Here is a 17,643-nt window from a genome sequence, read left to right as displayed (position 1 = left end):
ACGGAATTGCACCATGATGCCGCACGAACCTGCTCACTGCCAGTGACAGCCGGGGCTGTGGCTCACTTCTGTTCTTCGTGGGGCTGCCAGTCGCGGGTGCGATCGACGGCCTTTTTCCAGCCTTCGTAGAACTTCTCCTTGTCCGCGTCGGCCAGTTGCGGCTCGAACTCGCGCTCGATCACCGCCTTGCCGCGCAGCTCGTCCAGGCTGCTCCAGAAACCGGTGGCCAGACCCGCCAGGTACGCGGCGCCTTGGGCCGTGGTCTCGCGCATTTGTGGGCGCTCCACGTGGGTGCCGAGAATGTCGGCCTGGAACTGCATCAGGAAGTTGTTGGCCACCGCGCCACCGTCCACGCGTAAGGACTTGAGGCGCTCGCCGGAGTCCTGCTGCATGGCGTCGAGCACGTCGCGGGTCTGGTAGGCGATGGACTCCAAGGCAGCGCGGATGATGTGGTCGATCTTCACGCCGCGAGTCAGGCCGAGCAGGCCGCCACGGGCGTAGGGGTCCCAGTAGGGAGCGCCTAGGCCGGTGAAGGCCGGGACCAGGTACACGCCGTTGCTGTCCTTGACCTTGCCGGCGAAGTACTCGGTGTCGTAGGCGTCGTTGACCACCTTCAGTTCATCACGCAGCCACTGGATGGTGGAGCCAGCGTTGAAGATCGCGCCTTCCAGCGCATAGGCCGGCTCGCCACGCGGGCCGCAGGCGATGGTGGTGAGCATGCCGTGCTGGGAGTGGACCGCCTTGTCGCCGGTGTTCATCAGCAGGAAGCAGCCGGTGCCGTAGGTATTCTTTGCCTGGCCCGGCTCGACGCACATCTGGCCGAACAGCGCGGCCTGTTGGTCACCGGCGATACCGGCGATGGCGATGCCGCTCTTGGTATGGCCATAGACTTCGGACGAGGACTTGACCTCCGGCAGCATCTCGCGGGGGATATCCAGCACCTCCAGCATCTTGGCATCCCACTCGCGGGTGTGGATGTTGAACAGCAGGGTGCGCGAGGCGTTGGTGTAGTCGGTGACGTGCACCTTGCCACCGGTGAATTTCCAGATCAGCCAGCTATCGATGGTACCGAACAGCAGTTCACCCTTGCGGGCGCGTTCGCGGCTGCCTTCGACGTGATCGAGAATCCACTTGAGCTTGGTGCCCGAGAAGTAGGGGTCGGTAACCAGGCCGGTGGTTTCCTTGATGTATGGCTCCAGGCCGTCGCGCTTGAGCTGCTGGCAGATCTCGGTGCTGCGTCGGCATTGCCAGACGACGGCGTTGTGGATCGGTCGGCCGGTATTCTTGTCCCACACCACGGTGGTTTCGCGCTGGTTGGTGATGCCGATGGCAGCCACCTGGTCATGGTGCAGCCCAGCCTGGGCCAGCGCTTCGACCATCACCGCGCTCTGGGTAGCGAAGATTTCCATGGGGTCGTGCTCGACCCAGCCGCTTTGCGGGTAGTGCTGGGTAAACTCGCGCTGGGCGATGCACACCACGTTGGCATCGCGATCAAAAATGATCGCGCGGGAGCTGGTAGTACCCTGGTCGAGGGCAATGATGTAGTTCTTGTCGGTCATGTCGATTGCCTTGAGGTGAGCGGAGGACAAGGTGGCATGCGTCTCCAGTGGATCCGCACGCCGTTGAAATCAGGATGCTTTGACGTCGCGGGCGGTCGCACGCTCTGCCATGGGCGCCTCGACGGCGCTGGGCAGGTGACGGGCGACCAGGGTGCGGTACGCCAGGGCGCCGAGGCTGGCGCCCAGGATTGGCGCGAAGATCGGCACCAGGAAGTAGGGAATGTCACGGCCGCCGGTGAAGGCGATCTCGCCCCAGCCCATGAAGAAGGTCATCATTTTCGGGCCGAAGTCCCGGGCCGGGTTCATGGCGAAGCCGGTCAGCGGGCCCATGGAGCTGCCGATCACGGCGATCAGCAGGCCGATCAGCAGAGGCGCCATTGGGCCGCGTGGCAGACCGTTGTTGTCATCGGTCAGGGACATGATCAAGCCCATCAGGATGGCGGTGATTACTACTTCGACCATGAATGCCTGGCCGGTGGACAGCACCGGATTGGCGTAGGTGGAGAACACCGAGGCCAGTTCCAGGCTCGCCTGGGAGCCGCGCATCATCTGGTGGGTCTGCTCGTACTCGACGAACAGCCCGCTGTACAGGGTGTAAACCAGCAGCGCACCGCAGAAGGCGCCGGCGATCTGGGAGACGATGTAGAAGGGCAGCTTGCGCTTTTCGAAACCGGCGAAGATGCACAGGGCGATACTCACCGCAGGGTTGAGGTGCGCACCGGACACGCCAGCCGTGAGATAGACGGCCATGCTGACGCCGACACCCCAGATGATGCTGATTTCCCACAGGCCGAAACTGGCGCCTGCGACCTTGAGGGCGGCAACGCAGCCGGTGCCGAAGAAGATCAGCAACGCCGTGCCCAGGAACTCGGCCATGCATTGGCCCGACAGCGTGGGTTGTTGTAGCGCAGTAGTCATGGGGAAGCCTCGTTTTTGTTGTTTTGAGGCGCTGGTGTCAGGTACGGCAACCCACTTTAGAACGGGGCTGCGTTTGCACCATTGCCATCGGGGTAAACGGAACTTTATGTGTTCGTAATCGAAAAAAGTAGTTCTACTTTTCTCGTATTGTCAAAAAACGAACCACACATGGCGGCTGATATTTTCGATATCAAACGCGTATACAGTTCAATAGGTCAGTTTCGCGAGGGATAGGTTCCGTTGTGAAACAAGTTTTGTCGCAGTCTGAGGATTGGCCCAGCGCTTGCGGGGCCGCGGCGCTAGAATCGCCGGGCCGTTCGCCCTTTTTTCCTGTCATCCGGAGCCTTCATGACGCCTGCATTGAATCTCTTGAAGAAGGTTGGTGCCACCCACCGAATCCACAGTTATGAGCATGACCCCAAAGCCGCTTCCTACGGGCTGGAAGCCGCCGAGAAGCTAGACCTCGAGCCGGTACGGGTGTTCAAGACATTGCTGGCGGCCAGCGAGAAGGGCGAACTACTGGTGGCCGTGGTGCCGGTGGTCGGCAGTCTAGACCTAAAGGCTCTGGCCCAAGCTGCCTGCGTGAAGAAGGTGGACATGGCGCCGGTCGATGCCGCGCAGCGTGCCACCGGGTATCTGGTCGGTGGCATTAGCCCTCTGGGCCAGAAAAGGCGTCTGCGTACCTTTATCGATAGCAGTGCGGGCAATTTTCCGACCATTTATGTGAGTGCCGGGCGACGTGGGTTGGAGGTCGAACTGAGCGCCGAGACGCTGGCTGAGCACACCCAGGCGCAGTTCGCCGATATCGGTCGCTGATATAAAAAATCTGTGACGTGTCCGGCAACCGTATGCAGGAATACCGCGCGCCAGGCTTGAAGCTGGCTCCAGAGGCTGGCACTGTCGGCTTCGCTTTCGCCTCACGGGCTGGGAGCGCAGCGGTGTACAAGGAATGGGGCGGCTAGGGCGTCCCCGGCAGGAGGCTAAGCGAGCGGTGAACGGTTTGGGTTGGATGGCGAAAGGCCTGTTGGTGGCTGCGTTGTTGAGCACCGCCAGCGTGCGGGCTGAAACCTTGATCATGGAGGCCGATGTCTGGTGTCCGGTCAATTGTGCGCCTGAGGCCGAGCGGCCGGGCATCTTCATCGAGCTGGCCACGCAGATCTTCGCCGAGGCTGGCATCCAGGTCGAATATCGCGTCACCAACTGGGCGCGCGCCGTGCAGGATGTGCGTAGCGGTCGTGCCAACGCTCTGGTCGGCGCCGGCGTACGCGATGCGCCGGATTTTCTGTTCGGCAAGCACTCGCCCGGCATTTCCCGTAACTGTTTCTACGCCCGGCCCGGTACCGGCTGGCGCTACACCGGGCTGGATTCGCTGGCCCAGGTTCGCCTGGGTGTGATCAACGGCTACAGCTATGGTCAGGAGCTCGACGACTATATAAGCCGTCATCAGCGTGACCAGGAACGCTTGCAGTTGGCTGCGGGGGAACAGGCGCTGGCGCTGAACGTGCGCAAGGTCGAACTGGGGCGCCTGGATGCGTTGCTGGAAAATACCTGGATCATGGCCATGTACCAGGACCAGCACGGCAATCACGATGATCTGCTCGAAGTCGGCTGTCGGGTGCCTGACGTGCCGATCTACATCGCCTTTTCCCCCGTGCTGTCCTCCAGTGCCCGCTATCGCGATATCTTCGACGAAGGCGTGCGGCGTTATCGGCAAGACGGTCGCCTCGACGCCCTGCTGCAACGCTACGGCATCCATACCCAGCCCTGATCGCGCTGTTGCGCCGTATTGGCGTCGCGCTGTATCGCAGCCAGGCGGCGCGTTGCAGGCAAGCTGAGCCATCCGTTATCTTCAAGGAAAATCCCGATGTCCCTGCCGTTTCACCAGATCGACGCCTTCAGCGACAAGCCCTTTGCAGGCAACCCGGCGGTGGTCTATCGCCTTGACCGCTGGCTAGACGATGCGTTGATGCAGCAGATCGCCGCGGAGCACAACCTGGCCGAAACCGCCTTCGTGGTCAAAGAGGGCGGGGCCTGGCGTATCCGCTGGTTCACGCCGACCACCGAAGTGCCATTATGTGGGCACGCTACCCTGGCCAGCGCCCATGCCTTGTTCGAGTGCCATGGCGAGGCGGGCGAGCGGATCGATTTCAATTACGTGGATGGCAGCCTGTCGGTGCGCCGCGAGGGCGATCGTCTGGTGCTGGATTTCCCGTGCAATGCGCCGACGCCAATCGCCGAGCCCGAGGGTCTGGCGCAAATCCTCGGGCAGGCGCCCGTTGCCGTGCTGGATGCCCCGCAATTGCTGGTGGTGCTCGAGTCCGAAGCGGCCGTACGCGCCTGCAACCCCGACTTACGGGCGTTGGCGCAGCTGCCATGGCCGGCGGTGATCGTGACTGCGCGCGGTGAGGCGGTGGATTTCGTGTCGCGCAACTTCGCCCCTGCCGTGGGCATCGACGAGGATCCGGTCACCGGCTCGGCGCACTGCATCCTCACGCCGTACTGGACGCAGCAACTGGGCAAGCCCGAGCTGAGCGCCTACCAGGGCGGTAAGCGCGGCGGTTTTCTATGGTGTCGTCTGAAAGGGGAGCGGGCGGAGATCGCCGGTCATGCTCGGGTGGTGAGCAGCGGCGAGTTGTTTCTCTAGTCCGCTCGCTCCAGGATCGAAGGCGCTGCCACGCTGCCCGGAGCGGCAAAGGCCACTAGATGGTCGGCGGCGATGCGGATGCCCACCTGTTCGCCCGGCTGATGGTCGGCATGGCTGGGGAACAGGGCTTCCAGCTGGCTGCCGGTGGGCAACTGCAGGCGATACAGGGTGGCGGCGCCGAGAAAGCTCTTGCCAACGATCTTGGCCTTCTGCGCGCTTGCCGGGTCATGGACGATGTCGTCCGGGCGCAGCAGCACATCCACAGCGCTACCGACTGGCCAGGCGTAGGCGCGATTGCCGCGGATCACGCCGAGTTCGGTCTGTACTTCATCGGGCGCCAGGAGTTGGCCGCGAATGAAGTAACCCTGACCGATAAAGCTGGCAACAAAGGGCGTCTGCGGTTCGTGGTAAAGATTGAACGGCGTGTCCCATTGCTCCAGATGCCCGGCCTTGAATACGCCCACCTGGTCGCTGACGGCAAAGGCTTCTTCCTGGTCGTGGGTGACCAGAATCGCGCTGGTGCCACGGGCCTTGAGAATGTCGCGCACCTCATGGCTGAGACGCCGGCGCAGCTCGCCGTCGAGGTTGGAGAACGGCTCGTCGAGCAATAGCAGTTGCGGGTTGGTAGCCAGGGCACGGGCCAGGGCGACGCGCTGCTGTTGCCCGCCAGACAACTCGTTCGGGTGGCGTTTGCTCAGGTGGTCGAGCTTGACCAGCTCCAGCAATTCGCGGGTCACCTGCTCGCAGTCGGCCTGCTTGCGAATGCCGAAGGACACGTTCTGCGCCACGCTCAGGTGCGGGAACAGGGCGTAGTCCTGAAACACCATGCCGATGCGGCGCTTCTCGGGCGCCAGGGTGAAGCCAGGGCGGGAGATGACCTCGCCGGCCAGGGCGATTTCACCTTCGAGTACGGGCTCGAAGCCGGCGATGGCGCGCAGCGTGGTGGTCTTGCCACAGCCGGAAGGGCCGAGCAGGCAACCGATTTCCCCGGCGTTGAGGTGCAGGTTCAACTGCTGCACGATGCGCTGGTCACCGTAGCCGCAACCCAGATTGCGCAAGCTCAACAGCATCGGCTGGCTCATGCGTGGTGATACGCCGGTTCGACCAGGAATTCGAGCAGCGCTTTCTGCGCATGCAGGCGGTTCTCCGCTTGGTCCCAGGCGGCCGAGCGTGGATCGTCGAGCAGGTCGACGCTGATTTCCTCGCCACGGTGCGCTGGCAGGCAATGCAGGAACAGCACGTTCTCGTCGGCGGCGTCGAGCAACGCGCGGTTCACCTGATAGGGCGCGAACAGCTTGTGGCGCTCGGCGATTTCTTCTTCCTGGCCCATGGAGGCCCACACGTCGGTGGTCACCAGGTGCGCGCCGGCGACTGCTTCGCGCGGGTCGCGGAAGATCTTCACCCGCTCACCGGCCTCGGCCAGCAGGGCGGCGCTCGGCTCATAACCTTCAGGGCAAGCGACATGCAATTTGAAGTCGAACTGCATGGCCGCTTCTATATAGGAGTTGCACATGTTGTTGCCGTCGCCGATCCAGGCAGCGGTCTTGCCGACGATGCTGCCGCGGTGTTCGAGGAAGGTCTGCATGTCGGCCAGCAGCTGGCAGGGGTGCAGATCGTCCGACAGGCCGTTGATCACCGGTACCCGGGAGTTGGCGGCGAACTCGGTCAGGGTGCTGTGGGCGAAGGTACGGATCATGATCGCATCGAGCATGCGCGACATGACGATGGCCGAATCGGCGACCGGTTCGCCACGGCCCAGCTGGGTGTCGCGTGGCGACAGGAAGATGGCCTGTCCGCCGAGCTGGATCATGCCGGCTTCGAACGATACGCGGGTACGGGTCGAGGCTTTCTCGAAGATCATGCCCAGCACGCGATTGCGCAGGGGTTCGAAGAGCACGCCGCTGTTGCGCAAGCCTTTCAGCTCCATGCCGCGTCGGATCAGGCCCACCAGTTCATCCGGTGTGCAGTCCTTCAGCGAGAGAAAGTGTCTTGCGCTCATCGTTAACTACCTTTTGACATACAGGGCGCAGGTTGTTTTTTCGAGGAAAAACGGGAGAACCTGCGGCTGGGGGCCGCACAGTGCGACGAAACGGGAAGCCGCCGATCTTATAAGTAAATGACGCCTAGGCGCAAATTTGCCCGGATTGCCAGATGTGACGCGCCTTTCCGGCTTTTATGCCGGCCTGATGCATGGCCCTGATGGCCCACGATTCACGGCGTCGAAGCTGCTGGCAGGACGTCGAGTCGGCGCCCATGATGGCCCTTCAACAACAAAGCGAGGCTGGCCATGACCACGACCCTCCATCACCGTGCGTGCCACCTGTGCGAAGCCATCTGTGGGCTGACCCTGGAAGTCGAGCAGGCTGCCGATGGGCAGCCCCAGGTGCGCTCCATCAAGGGCGACCGCGACGATCCGTTCAGCCGCGGCCATATCTGCCCCAAGGCCGTGGCCCTGCAGGATATCCAGAACGATCCGGACCGCCTGCGCCAGCCCATGCGCCGCAGCGGCGATCGCTGGGAGGCCATCAGCTGGCAGGAGGCCTTCGAGTTCGCGGCCAGCCGCCTGGCTGCCGTGCAGGCAGCCCATGGGCAGAACGCGGTGGCGGTCTATCAGGGCAACCCCAGCGTGCACAACTACGGGCTGATGACCCACAGCAACTACTTCCTGGGCCTGCTGAAAACGCGCAACCGCTACTCCGCCACGTCGGTCGATCAGTTGCCCCATCACCTGACTTGTCACCTGATGTACGGCCACGGTTTTCTGATCCCCATTCCGGACATCGACCAGACCGATTTCATGCTGATCCTGGGCGGCAATCCGTTGGCGTCCAATGGCAGCCTGATGACCGTGCCGGATGTGGAGAAGCGTCTCAAGGCCATCCAGGCTCGTGGCGGCAAGCTGGTGGTGGTCGACCCACGGCATACCGAAACCGCGGCCATCGCTGATCAGCACCTGTTTATTCGCCCCGGGCAGGATGCCGCCTTGTTACTGGGCATGCTCAATACGCTGTTCGAGGAGAACCTCGGGCGGGCCAGTCATTTGCCAATCGCCGGGCTGGATGAGTTGCGCGGCGCGGTCGCGCCGTTCGACGCCGAGCGCATGGCCGCGCGCTGCGGCGTGCCGGCAGAAACGATCCGGCAACTGGCCCGTGACTTTGCCGCGGCCGAGCGCGCGGTTTGCTACGGGCGCATGGGCGTTTCGACCCAGGTATTCGGCACCCTGTGCCAATGGCTGGTGCAGGTGATCAACCTAGTGACCGGCAACCTGGATCGCGAGGGCGGGGCGCTGTGCACAGAGCCTGCGGTGGATCTGGTCGGCGCCACCTCGGGCGGGCACTTCAACCGCTGGCAGAGCCGCGTATCCGGCCTGCCGGAATATGGCGGCGAGCTGCCGGTCAGCGCCCTGGCCGAGGAGATGCTCACCGACGGTGACGGCCAAGTGCGGGCACTGATCACCGTGGCGGGCAACCCGGTGCTGTCCACACCCAATGGCCGACAGCTGGAGCGTGGGCTCGAAGGGCTGGATTTCATGCTCAGCGTGGACCTGTATATCAACGAAACCACCCGGTACGCCGACCTGATCCTGCCGTCCACTGCGCCGCTGGAGCATGATCACTACGACACCACCTTCAACCTGTTCGCGGTACGCAATGTCACCCGCTTTAACCAAGCCGTACTGCCCAAACCCGCTGGCGCACTGGATGACTGGGAGATCTTCGTCGGCCTGGCGCAGGCCTTTGCCGCGCAGACCGGCGCGACCCTAAAACCGACGCAGCCGCCAGCGCAGATGATCGACTTCGGGTTGCGCATGGGGCCCTACGGCGATCGCTCGCCGCTCAAGCTGTCGCTGCAAACGCTGCTGGATCATCCCCATGGCCTGGATATCGGCCCGCTCAAGCCCAACCTGGCGGCGCGTCTGAAAACTGCAGATGGCAAGGTGCAAGTCGCGCCGGCGTTATTGCTGGACGACTTGCAGCGTTTCGCGGCGCAGCCGGCATTGGTCGAGGGCCAGCTGTTGCTGATCGGCCGCCGTCATGTACGCAGCAACAATTCCTGGATGCACAACTATCACCGGCTGGTGAAAGGCAAGCCGCGCCATCAGTTGCTGATGAACCCCGAGGACCTGGCTCAACGCGGGCTCAGCGATGGCCAGCGGGTCAGTGTGCGTTCGCGGGTCGGTATGCTGGAGGTCGAAGTACTTGGCAGCGCCGAGATGATGCCGGGGGTGGTCAGCCTGCCCCACGGCTGGGGCCATGGCCGCCCGGGCGTGCAGATGAGCATCGCCCAGGCGACGCCAGGGGCGAGCGCCAACGACCTGACGGATGAGCGTTTGCTCGATGCGCTGTCCGGCAATGCTGCACTCAACGGGGTTCCCGTGGAGGTGGTGGCGGCCTGATGGTGCGCGTTCAGCATGGCTGAGCATTGCGCTCGGCTTTTGGTTACAATGCGCGCACCGTATCGACTCACGAGTCGGATAGTCCAGTTCTGAGGTGCCTAATGGATATCATCGAAACCATCAAAGAGCAGATCGCCAACAACACCGTTCTGCTGTACATGAAAGGCTCGCCGAATGCGCCGCAGTGCGGTTTCTCCGCTCGCGCCTCCCAGGCGCTGATGGGCTGCGGCGAGAAGTTCGCCTATGTCGACATCCTGCAGAACCCGGAAATCCGCGCCAACCTGCCCAGGTACGCCAACTGGCCGACCTTCCCGCAACTGTGGGTAGCCGGTGAGCTGGTCGGCGGTAGCGACATCCTGCTGGAAATGTACGAGAAGGGTGAGCTGCAGACCCTGATCAAGGACGCCGTGCAAAAAGCCGGCGCCTGATCGACTGACGCACGAGAATCCGCAGCCAGCGATGGCTGCGGATTTTTTTCGTCTGCGAAAAAGAGGCGCTGGCCGTTGCCGCAGATTGTCTGCAGGATTTTCCCGGGTATCGCTACGCTCAACGCCAGGCTACGGGGGGTAGCCCGTGGTTGAGCGAAGCGATATCCGGGGCGGTCGTTAGGATATTCCAGGTGCGAGAAGCTCGGTGAGCTACTGCGTCTGCACATCCAGCACGCGAATACAGCCTGGCTGCGGGTAATGCCAGTGCACATCGACATCCCACAAACATACCCCGTAGCGGCGTTCTGGCGAAGGCTGCTGATACGCTGGGCGCGGGTCCTGAGCCAGGCATTGTTCGATCAACTCCACCAGCGGCTCGCCCAGGCGCAGGGCGTGGTGTCGGGCGCTGGCCAGGGCGTCGTCCTGCCAGTGCACGGCGATCTGCGCTGGGGCATCGGCAGCGATGTGGTTATGGGCGCCAGGCACGCCGTCGGCGTAGGGCACGTAGGGTTTGATGTCGAGCACCGGGGTGCCGTCGAGCAGGTCGATGCCCGACAGCCACAGGCGATCCTTGTCGACCTTGTCCAGCTTCACCACCGACTGGCCGATGCCGTTGGGGCGGTGGGTCGCCCGGGTGGCGAACACGCCGATGGCGCGGTTGCCGCCCAGGCGTGGCGGGCGCACTTTCAGGCGTTGCTTGTCTTCCAGCGCCTGATGAAACAGGAACAGCAGCCACACATGGCTGACCTGCTCCAGGCCCTGAACGGCGTCGCCGCTGTCGAATGGTGGGCACAGCTCCAGCACGCCACGTGCGGCAGGCGCCAGCTGCGGCTGGCGGGGGATGGCGAACTTCTCCTTGAAGCAGGAGCGCACGTAGCCGATGGGCGAAACCTGATGGTTCATGCTGCTCAGCCGCGCAGGCGCTGGGTCAGGCCCTTGAGGAAGTTGCGCAGGAACTGATCGCCGCAGGGGCGGTAATTGCTGGTGCCAGCCTTGCGGAATAGTGCGCTCATTTCCGGCTTCGACACCACGAAATCGACGCTATGCATGATGGCGTGGATGTCGTCTTCCTTGAGCTCGAAGGCCACGCGCAGTTTCTTCAGCACCTGATTGTTGCTCACCGGCAACTCCAGGGCGGGCGCCGGGCGGCTGTCGTCCTTGCCGCGCTTGAAGTACACCAGGCCATCGAGAGCATGGGCCAGCAGTTCATCGCTGCATGGCTGGAAGCCTGGCTCGTCGTCCTTTTTCAGCGCGGCGGCGATCTGCTCCTCGCTCACCGCGTAACCGCCGAGTTCGACGATCTCGGCCAGTTGCTCGTCGCTGATGTCGAGCATGTAGCGCAGGCTGCGCAGTACATCGTTGTTGATCATGGGTATTCCTGATGACGGGCGCGCCAGCGTGGCGCAACCCTGTGAAAGGGAGGGGCGTGGCTCAGAAGCGTTCCTTGGCGCCCAGGTAGCGCCATTGGCCCGCTGGAACCTTGCCCATGGGCACGCCGCCGATGCGGATGCGCTTGAGGCCCAGCACCTTGAGACCGACGCTGTTGCATATGAACACCAACTGGCCGGGCAGCGGGTTCTTCAGGGCGAAGCGCAGGCGGGTTTCGTTCTGCCAGCTGACCTTGCACGGCGCCAGGGGCGTGCCGTTGAACACCAGGCCGTGGTTGAGGCGCTTGAGGTCACGTTCCGACAGCTCGCCGCTGACCTCTACCACGTACTCCTGTTCGAGCTTTGCCAGGTCCTCGCGTAGCTTGCGCTCGGTGCGCCAGTCCTGGGTCAGCACGTGCAGGCCGTCGGCGCCCGCCTGCAGGGGGATGCAGGGCGTCAGGCGGGCAAAGTGTCCTTTGAGGGTACGTTGCTCGGCGCGATCGTCCGGCCAGCGGCTGTCCGGGCCGATCTCCTCGGCGGCGCGCTCTGGAAAACGCCCGCTTGGAATGTGCAGCAGCAGGGTAACCGGCAGCAGCGGTTCGGCAACGGCATCGGGCAGCAGGGTAACGGTTTCGTCGGTGACCTTGCGCTGCGGTTCGTCGACGACCACACCGTCAACCGTGACCCAGCCGCCCTCGATATACAGTTCAGCCTCGCGACGCGAGCAGCCGGTGAGTTCGATCAGGCGTTTGGAGAGGCGAAGGGGAGTGGTCATGGCGGAGCATCGTCAGCGAAGTGATGCCCATTGTAGCGTTGCGCGCAGGCTCATGCGCGCGGCATGAAAAAAGCCGGGCATGGCGCCCGGCTTGCAGATGGGGTGATCAGAAGATCAGTGAGAAGATACCGATCACGACCAGCAGGCCGATCAGGAAGATGATGCCGATGGTGCTGCCCAGAAACTTCAGCATGGTGCGACTCCTGTTTAGTCCGTTCATTATTGGGACTGGAGCGCGCCGGGCATCGTTCAGGGTAAATGTCCCGACGGCTCTTGGGCCGCCGGGGTTCAATGGCATCAACCGCCCAGGTAGGCGTCACGCACCTTTGGATCATTGAGCAGGTCATGCCCGCTGCCCTGCATGACGATCCGCCCGTTCTCCAGCACGTAGCCGCGGTCGGCGAGCTTGAGCGCCTGGTTGGCGTTCTGCTCGACCAGGAATACCGTCACACCGTCCTTGCGCAGCTGTTCGATGATGTCGAAGATCTGCTGGATGATGATCGGCGCCAGGCCTAGCGAGGGCTCGTCGAGCAGCAGCAGCTTGGGTTTGCTCATCAGCGCCCGGCCGATGGCGAGCATCTGCTGTTCGCCGCCGGACATGGTGCCGGCGCGCTGCACCAGGCGTTCCTTCAGGCGCGGGAACAGGTGCAGCACCTTGTCCAGCTGCTCCTGATTGTCCGCCTTGCTGCCGAAGAAGCCGCCCATGGCGAGGTTTTCCTCGACGGTCAGGCGGGCGAACACGCGGCGGCCTTCCGGCACCACGGCGATGCTCTTGCGCATGATCTGCGGAGTTTCCATGCCTACCAGCTCTTCACCCTGGTAACGAATGCTGCCGCTGGTGGCTTGCGGGGTGCCGCACAGGGTCATCAGCAGGGTGGATTTGCCGGCACCGTTGGCACCGATCAGGGTGACGATCTCACCCTGGCGCACTTCCACGCTGACACCGTGCAGCGCCTGGATCTTGCCGTAGAAGGTGGAAACGTTGTCGAAATACAGCATTACGCTTCCCCCAGGTAGGCTTTGATCACGTCCGGATTGTCGCGGATCTGTTGGGGCGTGCCGTCGGCCAGGGGCGTGCCCTGGTTGATCACGAAGATATGGTCGGAAATGCTCATGACCAGCTTCATGTCGTGTTCGATCAGCAGCACGGTCACGTCATGCTCGTCACGCAGCACGCCGATCAGCGCTTTCAGGTCGTCGGTTTCCCGCGGGTTTAGGCCGGCAGCCGGTTCGTCGAGCATTAGGATGCTCGGCCGGGTCATCATGCAGCGGGCGATTTCCAGGCGGCGCTGCTGACCGTAGGCCAGGGTGCCGGCCGGGCGGTTGGCAAATTCGGTCAGGTTGACCTGTTCCAGCCAATGCGCGGCGTAATCCATGGCCTCGCGTTCGCTGCGGCGAAACGCCGGGGTCTTGAACAGCCCGGAGAGGAAGTTGGTGTTGATGTGGCGGTGCTGGGCGACCAGCAGGTTTTCCACCGCGGTCATTTCCTTGAACAGGCGAACGTTCTGGAACGTGCGCACCACACCCTTGCGGGCGATCTTGTGGCCCGGCAAGCCTTCGATCTGCTCGCCATTGAGGCGGATGCTGCCCGAGGTCGGTTTGTAGAAACCGGTCAGGCAGTTGAACACGGTGGTCTTGCCGGCGCCGTTCGGGCCGATCATCGACACTACCTGTTTTTCATTGACCGAGAGGCTGACCCCGTTGACGGCCAGCAGGCCGCCAAAACGCATGGACAGGCCGCTCACTTCTAGAATCGGGCGGCTCATCGTTGTTTCAACTCCAGGTGTGGGCGCTGCATGGGCATCAGGCCCTGCGGGCGCCAGATCATCATCACGATCATGGTCAGACCGAATATCAGCATGCGGTACTCGTTGAAGTCCCGCATTTCCTGCAGCAGGGTCATCACCACTGCGGCGAAGATGATGCCGAGCTGCGAGCCCATGCCGCCGAGCACGACGATGGCGAGGATCATCGCCGACTCGATGAAGGTGAACGACTCCGGCGTCACCAGACCCTGGCGGGCGGCGAAGAAGCTACCGGCAAAACCGGCGAAGCTGGCACCGATTGTGAAGGCCGAGAGCTTGACCGTGGTCGGGTTCAGACCCAGGGCACGGCAGGCGATTTCGTCTTCACGCAGGGCTTCCCAGGCGCGGCCGATCGGCATGCGCATCAGACGGTTGATCACGAAGATGGCCAACAGCACCAGCAGCAGGGCGATCAGATACAGGAAGATCACCTTGTAGGAGGAATTGTAGGCGATGCCTAGGAAGTCATGCAGGGTCTGGCCACCATCCGGCGCGCGGCGATCCAGCGACAGGCCGAACAGCTCCGGCTTGGGAATCGAGCTGATGCCGTTCGGGCCGCCGGTGATATCGGTGAGGTTACGCAGCATGATACGGATGATTTCGCCGAAGCCCAGGGTCACGATGGCCAGGTAGTCACCGCGTAGCCTGAGCACCGGGAAGCCCAGCAGGCAGCCGAAGGTGGCGGCCATCAAGCCGGCAATGGGCAGAGCCGTCCAGAAGCCGAAACCGGCGTACTCGGCAAGCAGCGCGTAGGTGTAGGCGCCTACGGCGTAGAAGCCGACGTAACCCAGGTCGAGCAAGCCGGCGAGGCCGACCACGATGTTCAGGCCGATGCCCAGCATCACGTAGATGAGGATCAGCGTGGCGATGTCCACCGCAGCGCGGGTACCGAAGAACGGCCAGGCCAGTGCCACCACGAACAGCGCCAGCATGATCCAGCGCTGCACGCTGGGCAGGGTCAGGGTGTCCTTGAGGTTCGACGGAATGCTCGGCAGGGCGCCCTTGAGCTTTTCGCCGCCCATCAGGCGGTCACGCAGCACCAGGTGCCAGACGAACAGCAGCGCAGCGGCGATGCCGATAGTCCACAGGGTTTTGGCGCTAGCGCCACTGACCTGCAGGCTGATGCCGACGACGCTGAGCTTGAGGCCGAGGATCGGGTAGGAGATCAGCAGCAGAAGAATGCTGCTGAACAGGGCAGTCTTGAGGTTCTTGCTCATACTTTTTCAACCTCCGGACGGCCGAGGATGCCGGTCGGGCGGAATAGCAGCACCAGAACCAGCAGGCTGAAGGCCACGACGTCCTTGTACTGATCGCCGAAGATGTCGGCGCCGAAGGCCTCGGCCACGCCGAGCACCAGGCCGCCAAGCACGGCGCCCGGAATGCTGCCGATGCCGCCAAGTACTGCGGCGGTAAACGCCTTGATGCCGGCCAGGAAGCCCAGGTGCGGGTTGATCACGCCGTATTGCATGCCCAGCAGCACGGCCGCGACGGCCGCCAGAGCAGCGCCGATTACGAAGGTCAGGGCGATGATGTTGTTGGTGTTGATGCCCAACAGGTTGGCCATCTTCAGGTCCTCGGCGCAGGCGCGGCAGGCGCGGCCCAGGCGGGAGCGGGAGATGAACAGGGTCAGGCCGACCATGGTCAGGAAGGTAACCACGAAGATCAGCACCTGCATGTAGGAGATCACCACGCCGTTCATGGCGCTCTCGCCGAACACGAAGTTACCGGGCAGCGGGTTGGTGATGGCCTTGTCCTTGGAGTCTTGGGAAAGCATCACGGCGTTCTGCAGGAAGATCGACATGCCGATCGCCGAAATCAGCGGGATCAGCCGGTTGCCGCCGCGTAGCGGCCGGTAGGCGACCCGTTCGATGCTGTAACCGAAAGCACTGGTGACGATGATGCTCGCCGCGAAGGCGCAGATCATGATCAGCGGCAGGCTGTCGAGGCCCATCATTGCCAGGAGGGTGATGGAGATGAAGGCGACGTAGGATCCGATCATGTAAACCTCGCCGTGGGCGAAGTTGATCATGCCGATGATGCCGTACACCATGGTGTAGCCAATGGCTATGAGGGCATAGGTACTGCCGACGGTCAGGCCGTTGAGCAGCTGTTGCAGGTAGTGATAAAGATCAGGCATTGCCTAACTCCTGGGTTTGCGCGCACGACAGCGCTTGTGGCGCAGCGCGAAACCGGAATTCTTTCTAATAGACAAAGCCCACCGCAGCAGTGGGCTCTTGGTTCAGAACCTGTTCATGATCTGCTGCGCGTCGGCCCTGCTGCGTTAAGAACAGGTTCGGAATGCTCATGTACAAAAGTACACTCCGCTTCCTCGCCTGTTCTTGCCTTGCAGGGCCTAGCTTGCTAGCTCATGAATCAGCTTCTTCGGCGGGGGCTTACTTGGCTTCGGACTTGGTGCCGTCCTGGTGCCATTCATAGACCACGAAGTTGAAGTTCTTCAGGTCGCCTTTCTCGTCGAAACCGAGGGTGCCGGTCGGGGTTTCGAAGGTGTTGGCGCGCAGGGCTGCGGCCACTTTGGCTGTGTCGGTGCTACCGGCTTTCTCGATGCCGCCGGCGATGACCTGAACGGCGGCGTAGGCCGGGAATACGAACGGACCGCTCGGGTCTTCGTTCTTGGCCTTGAAGGCTTCAACCAGTGCCTTGTTCTTCGGATCCTGGTCGAACGACTGCGGCAGGGTGACCAGCAGGCCTTCGGAAGCCGGGCCGGCGATGGCCGAGATTTCCTTGTTGCCTACGCCTTCGGGGCCCATGAAGCGCACGTCCAGGCCTTTTTCCTTGGACTGACGCAGCAGCAGACCCAGTTCCGGGTGGTAGCCGCCGTAGTAGACGAAGTCGATGCCCTGCTGCTTGAGCTTGGCGATCAGCGAGGAGAAGTCCTTGTCGCCGGCGTTGATACCTTCGAACACGCCGACTTTCACGCCTTTGGATTCCAGGGTCTGCTTCACGGCGCTGGCGATGCCTTCACCGTACTGCTGCTTGTCGTGGATGACAGCGACGTTCTTCGGCTTGATGTGGTCAGCAATGAAGTTGCCTGCGGTCGGGCCCTGCAGGCTGTCCAGACCGATGGTGCGGAAGATCAACTCGTAGCCACGGGCGGTGATTTCCGGGCTGGTGGCAGCCGGGGTGATCATCAGGATGCCTTCGTCTTCGTAGATGTCCGAAGCCGGCTGAGTGGAGCTGGAACACAGGTGACCAACGACGAACTTGGCGCCATCGTTGACGATCTTGTTGGCTACGGCCACGGCCTGCTTGGGATCGCATGCGTCGTCATAGACCACGCCTTCAAGCTGGGCACCGTTCACACCGCCGGCCTTGTTGATCTGCTCGATGGCCATCTTGGCACCGACGAACTGCATTTCACCGTACTGCGCGACGGCACCGGTCACCGGGCCAGCCATGGCGATCTTGATGGTGTCGGCGGCGACCGAGTAGCTGGCACAGCCAGCCAGGGCCATAGCGGCGAACAGCTTGGAAATCTGCTTAGTAGCGTTGTTCATAGTGCTCCACTCGTTGTGTTTTGTTGTAGTTCTGGTAGCCAAAGCAGCAGAACCGGAGTCGACTTCCGGCCATATCCCCGGCAACTGTACCGATACAGTGTAGAGCGCAGATTTGCGCCTTGGAAAGTCGGCAGTCGAAAGAGATCGGTAAGAATGTCGCGTAATTGCAAGAAATGTATAGAAAAACGGCTAGCTCCTGACCGCCGGGCGGTTGACAGTCCCTTGTCTGCCAGCCG

Annotated in this window: 18 protein-coding genes; 5 read left to right on the top strand and 13 right to left on the bottom strand. The window is 62.7% G+C overall.

Annotated features, from left to right (window positions below; translation table 11 throughout):
• Positions 1 to 62 precede the first annotated feature (62 nt).
• The gene (glpK, locus tag BM279_RS07545; RefSeq protein ID WP_093502417.1) at positions 63 to 1,559 is read right to left on the bottom strand and encodes a glycerol kinase GlpK; all 1,497 of its coding nucleotides are present in this window, start codon (positions 1,557 to 1,559) and stop codon (positions 63 to 65) included.
• A 69-nt stretch (positions 1,560 to 1,628) separates the two neighbouring features.
• Positions 1,629 to 2,477, bottom strand: coding sequence for an MIP/aquaporin family protein (locus tag BM279_RS07540; RefSeq protein WP_093502415.1), 849 nt, complete (start codon positions 2,475 to 2,477; stop codon positions 1,629 to 1,631).
• Between the two features lie 348 nt (positions 2,478 to 2,825).
• Between BM279_RS07540 and ybaK the strand changes: the two genes are divergently transcribed.
• The 3 genes from ybaK (at position 2,826) to BM279_RS07525 (ending at position 5,121) form a co-directional block, all read left to right on the top strand.
• Positions 2,826 to 3,293, top strand: a complete 468-nt coding sequence (gene ybaK / locus BM279_RS07535) for a Cys-tRNA(Pro) deacylase (protein WP_093502413.1) — start codon at positions 2,826 to 2,828, stop codon at positions 3,291 to 3,293.
• 211 nt (positions 3,294 to 3,504) lie between these two features.
• Positions 3,505 to 4,245, top strand: a complete 741-nt coding sequence (locus tag BM279_RS07530; protein ID WP_244154134.1) for a substrate-binding periplasmic protein — start codon at positions 3,505 to 3,507, stop codon at positions 4,243 to 4,245.
• Between the two features lie 96 nt (positions 4,246 to 4,341).
• Positions 4,342 to 5,121, top strand: coding sequence for a PhzF family phenazine biosynthesis protein (locus BM279_RS07525; RefSeq protein ID WP_093502409.1), 780 nt, complete (start codon positions 4,342 to 4,344; stop codon positions 5,119 to 5,121).
• Here the strand turns inward: BM279_RS07525 and BM279_RS07520 are convergent.
• Both BM279_RS07520 and argF read right to left on the bottom strand, forming a co-directional pair.
• Positions 5,118 to 6,203: an ABC transporter ATP-binding protein gene (locus BM279_RS07520; protein ID WP_093502407.1), complete on the bottom strand. Its 1,086-nt coding sequence runs from the start codon at positions 6,201 to 6,203 to the stop codon at positions 5,118 to 5,120. The genes BM279_RS07525 and BM279_RS07520 overlap by 4 nt on opposite strands.
• On the bottom strand, positions 6,200 to 7,120 hold the full coding sequence (argF, locus tag BM279_RS07515; protein ID WP_093502405.1) for an ornithine carbamoyltransferase: 921 nt from the start codon (positions 7,118 to 7,120) through the stop codon (positions 6,200 to 6,202). Before argF ends, BM279_RS07520 begins: the two co-directional genes overlap by 4 nt.
• Positions 7,121 to 7,408: 288 nt before the next feature.
• Here argF and BM279_RS07510 point away from each other — a divergent pair, with 288 nt between their 5' ends.
• Positions 7,409 to 9,517, top strand: a complete 2,109-nt coding sequence (locus BM279_RS07510) for a molybdopterin oxidoreductase family protein (RefSeq protein ID WP_093502403.1) — start codon at positions 7,409 to 7,411, stop codon at positions 9,515 to 9,517.
• Positions 9,518 to 9,618: 101 nt separating this feature from the next.
• On the top strand, positions 9,619 to 9,945 hold the full coding sequence (gene grxD / locus BM279_RS07505; protein ID WP_093502401.1) for a Grx4 family monothiol glutaredoxin: 327 nt from the start codon (positions 9,619 to 9,621) through the stop codon (positions 9,943 to 9,945).
• Positions 9,946 to 10,155: 210 nt separating this feature from the next.
• Here the strand turns inward: grxD and tsaA are convergent, their stop codons facing one another.
• The 9 genes from tsaA to BM279_RS07465 form a co-directional block, all read right to left on the bottom strand.
• Positions 10,156 to 10,848 (bottom strand): tRNA (N6-threonylcarbamoyladenosine(37)-N6)-methyltransferase TrmO, encoded by a 693-nt coding sequence (gene tsaA / locus BM279_RS07500; protein ID WP_093502399.1) that lies wholly within the window; start codon positions 10,846 to 10,848, stop codon positions 10,156 to 10,158.
• 5 nt (positions 10,849 to 10,853) lie between these two features.
• Positions 10,854 to 11,315 carry a YehS family protein gene (locus BM279_RS07495; RefSeq protein ID WP_093502396.1) on the bottom strand — a complete coding sequence of 154 codons (462 nt, stop codon included), beginning with the start codon at positions 11,313 to 11,315 and terminating at the stop codon, positions 10,854 to 10,856.
• 61 nt (positions 11,316 to 11,376) lie between these two features.
• On the bottom strand, positions 11,377 to 12,087 hold the full coding sequence (locus tag BM279_RS07490; protein ID WP_093502394.1) for an rRNA pseudouridine synthase: 711 nt from the start codon (positions 12,085 to 12,087) through the stop codon (positions 11,377 to 11,379).
• A 106-nt stretch (positions 12,088 to 12,193) separates the two neighbouring features.
• Positions 12,194 to 12,307, bottom strand: coding sequence for a small membrane protein YohP (locus tag BM279_RS23780; RefSeq protein WP_482811898.1), 114 nt, complete (start codon positions 12,305 to 12,307; stop codon positions 12,194 to 12,196).
• Positions 12,308 to 12,384: 77 nt separating this feature from the next.
• Positions 12,385 to 13,086, bottom strand: a complete 702-nt coding sequence (locus BM279_RS07485; protein WP_093502392.1) for an ABC transporter ATP-binding protein — start codon at positions 13,084 to 13,086, stop codon at positions 12,385 to 12,387.
• Positions 13,086 to 13,853, bottom strand: coding sequence for a high-affinity branched-chain amino acid ABC transporter ATP-binding protein LivG (gene livG, locus BM279_RS07480; protein ID WP_013792298.1), 768 nt, complete (start codon positions 13,851 to 13,853; stop codon positions 13,086 to 13,088). The genes BM279_RS07485 and livG overlap by 1 nt, the downstream gene beginning before the upstream one ends.
• Positions 13,850 to 15,109 (bottom strand): high-affinity branched-chain amino acid ABC transporter permease LivM, encoded by a 1,260-nt coding sequence (locus tag BM279_RS07475; protein ID WP_013792297.1) that lies wholly within the window; start codon positions 15,107 to 15,109, stop codon positions 13,850 to 13,852. Before BM279_RS07475 ends, livG begins: the two co-directional genes overlap by 4 nt.
• Positions 15,106 to 16,029, bottom strand: coding sequence for a high-affinity branched-chain amino acid ABC transporter permease LivH (gene livH, locus BM279_RS07470; protein WP_093502390.1), 924 nt, complete (start codon positions 16,027 to 16,029; stop codon positions 15,106 to 15,108). The genes BM279_RS07475 and livH overlap by 4 nt, the downstream gene beginning before the upstream one ends.
• A gap of 256 nt (positions 16,030 to 16,285) precedes the next feature.
• Complete coding sequence (locus BM279_RS07465) at positions 16,286 to 17,407, bottom strand: branched-chain amino acid ABC transporter substrate-binding protein (protein WP_093502388.1); 1,122 nt, start codon at positions 17,405 to 17,407, stop codon at positions 16,286 to 16,288.
• Between the last annotated feature and the right edge of the window lie 236 nt (positions 17,408 to 17,643).

Source organism: Phytopseudomonas straminea (assembly GCF_900112645.1).
In the GTDB taxonomy this organism is placed as follows: domain Bacteria; phylum Pseudomonadota; class Gammaproteobacteria; order Pseudomonadales; family Pseudomonadaceae; genus Aquipseudomonas; species Aquipseudomonas straminea.
Note: the sequence above shows the minus strand (reverse complement) of the source record. Positions and strands in the feature narration are given on the sequence as shown.

Excerpts from the sequence above, each read along its gene's own strand:
- glpK (WP_093502417.1), bottom strand. The coding sequence starts at position 1,559 with ATGACCGACAAGAACTACATCATTGCCCTCGACCAGGGTACTACCAGC.
- BM279_RS07540 (WP_093502415.1), bottom strand. The coding sequence starts at position 2,477 with ATGACTACTGCGCTACAACAACCCACGCTGTCGGGCCAATGCATGGCC.
- ybaK (WP_093502413.1), top strand. The coding sequence starts at position 2,826 with ATGACGCCTGCATTGAATCTCTTGAAGAAGGTTGGTGCCACCCACCGA.
- BM279_RS07525 (WP_093502409.1), top strand. The coding sequence starts at position 4,342 with ATGTCCCTGCCGTTTCACCAGATCGACGCCTTCAGCGACAAGCCCTTT.
- BM279_RS07520 (WP_093502407.1), bottom strand. The coding sequence starts at position 6,203 with ATGAGCCAGCCGATGCTGTTGAGCTTGCGCAATCTGGGTTGCGGCTAC.
- argF (WP_093502405.1), bottom strand. The coding sequence starts at position 7,120 with ATGAGCGCAAGACACTTTCTCTCGCTGAAGGACTGCACACCGGATGAA.
- BM279_RS07510 (WP_093502403.1), top strand. The coding sequence starts at position 7,409 with ATGACCACGACCCTCCATCACCGTGCGTGCCACCTGTGCGAAGCCATC.
- grxD (WP_093502401.1), top strand. The coding sequence starts at position 9,619 with ATGGATATCATCGAAACCATCAAAGAGCAGATCGCCAACAACACCGTT.
- tsaA (WP_093502399.1), bottom strand. The coding sequence starts at position 10,848 with ATGAACCATCAGGTTTCGCCCATCGGCTACGTGCGCTCCTGCTTCAAG.
- BM279_RS07495 (WP_093502396.1), bottom strand. The coding sequence starts at position 11,315 with ATGATCAACAACGATGTACTGCGCAGCCTGCGCTACATGCTCGACATC.
- BM279_RS07490 (WP_093502394.1), bottom strand. The coding sequence starts at position 12,087 with ATGACCACTCCCCTTCGCCTCTCCAAACGCCTGATCGAACTCACCGGC.
- BM279_RS23780 (WP_482811898.1), bottom strand. The coding sequence starts at position 12,307 with ATGAACGGACTAAACAGGAGTCGCACCATGCTGAAGTTTCTGGGCAGC.
- BM279_RS07485 (WP_093502392.1), bottom strand. The coding sequence starts at position 13,086 with ATGCTGTATTTCGACAACGTTTCCACCTTCTACGGCAAGATCCAGGCG.
- livG (WP_013792298.1), bottom strand. The coding sequence starts at position 13,853 with ATGAGCCGCCCGATTCTAGAAGTGAGCGGCCTGTCCATGCGTTTTGGC.
- BM279_RS07475 (WP_013792297.1), bottom strand. The coding sequence starts at position 15,109 with ATGAGCAAGAACCTCAAGACTGCCCTGTTCAGCAGCATTCTTCTGCTG.
- livH (WP_093502390.1), bottom strand. The coding sequence starts at position 16,029 with ATGCCTGATCTTTATCACTACCTGCAACAGCTGCTCAACGGCCTGACC.
- BM279_RS07465 (WP_093502388.1), bottom strand. The coding sequence starts at position 17,407 with ATGAACAACGCTACTAAGCAGATTTCCAAGCTGTTCGCCGCTATGGCC.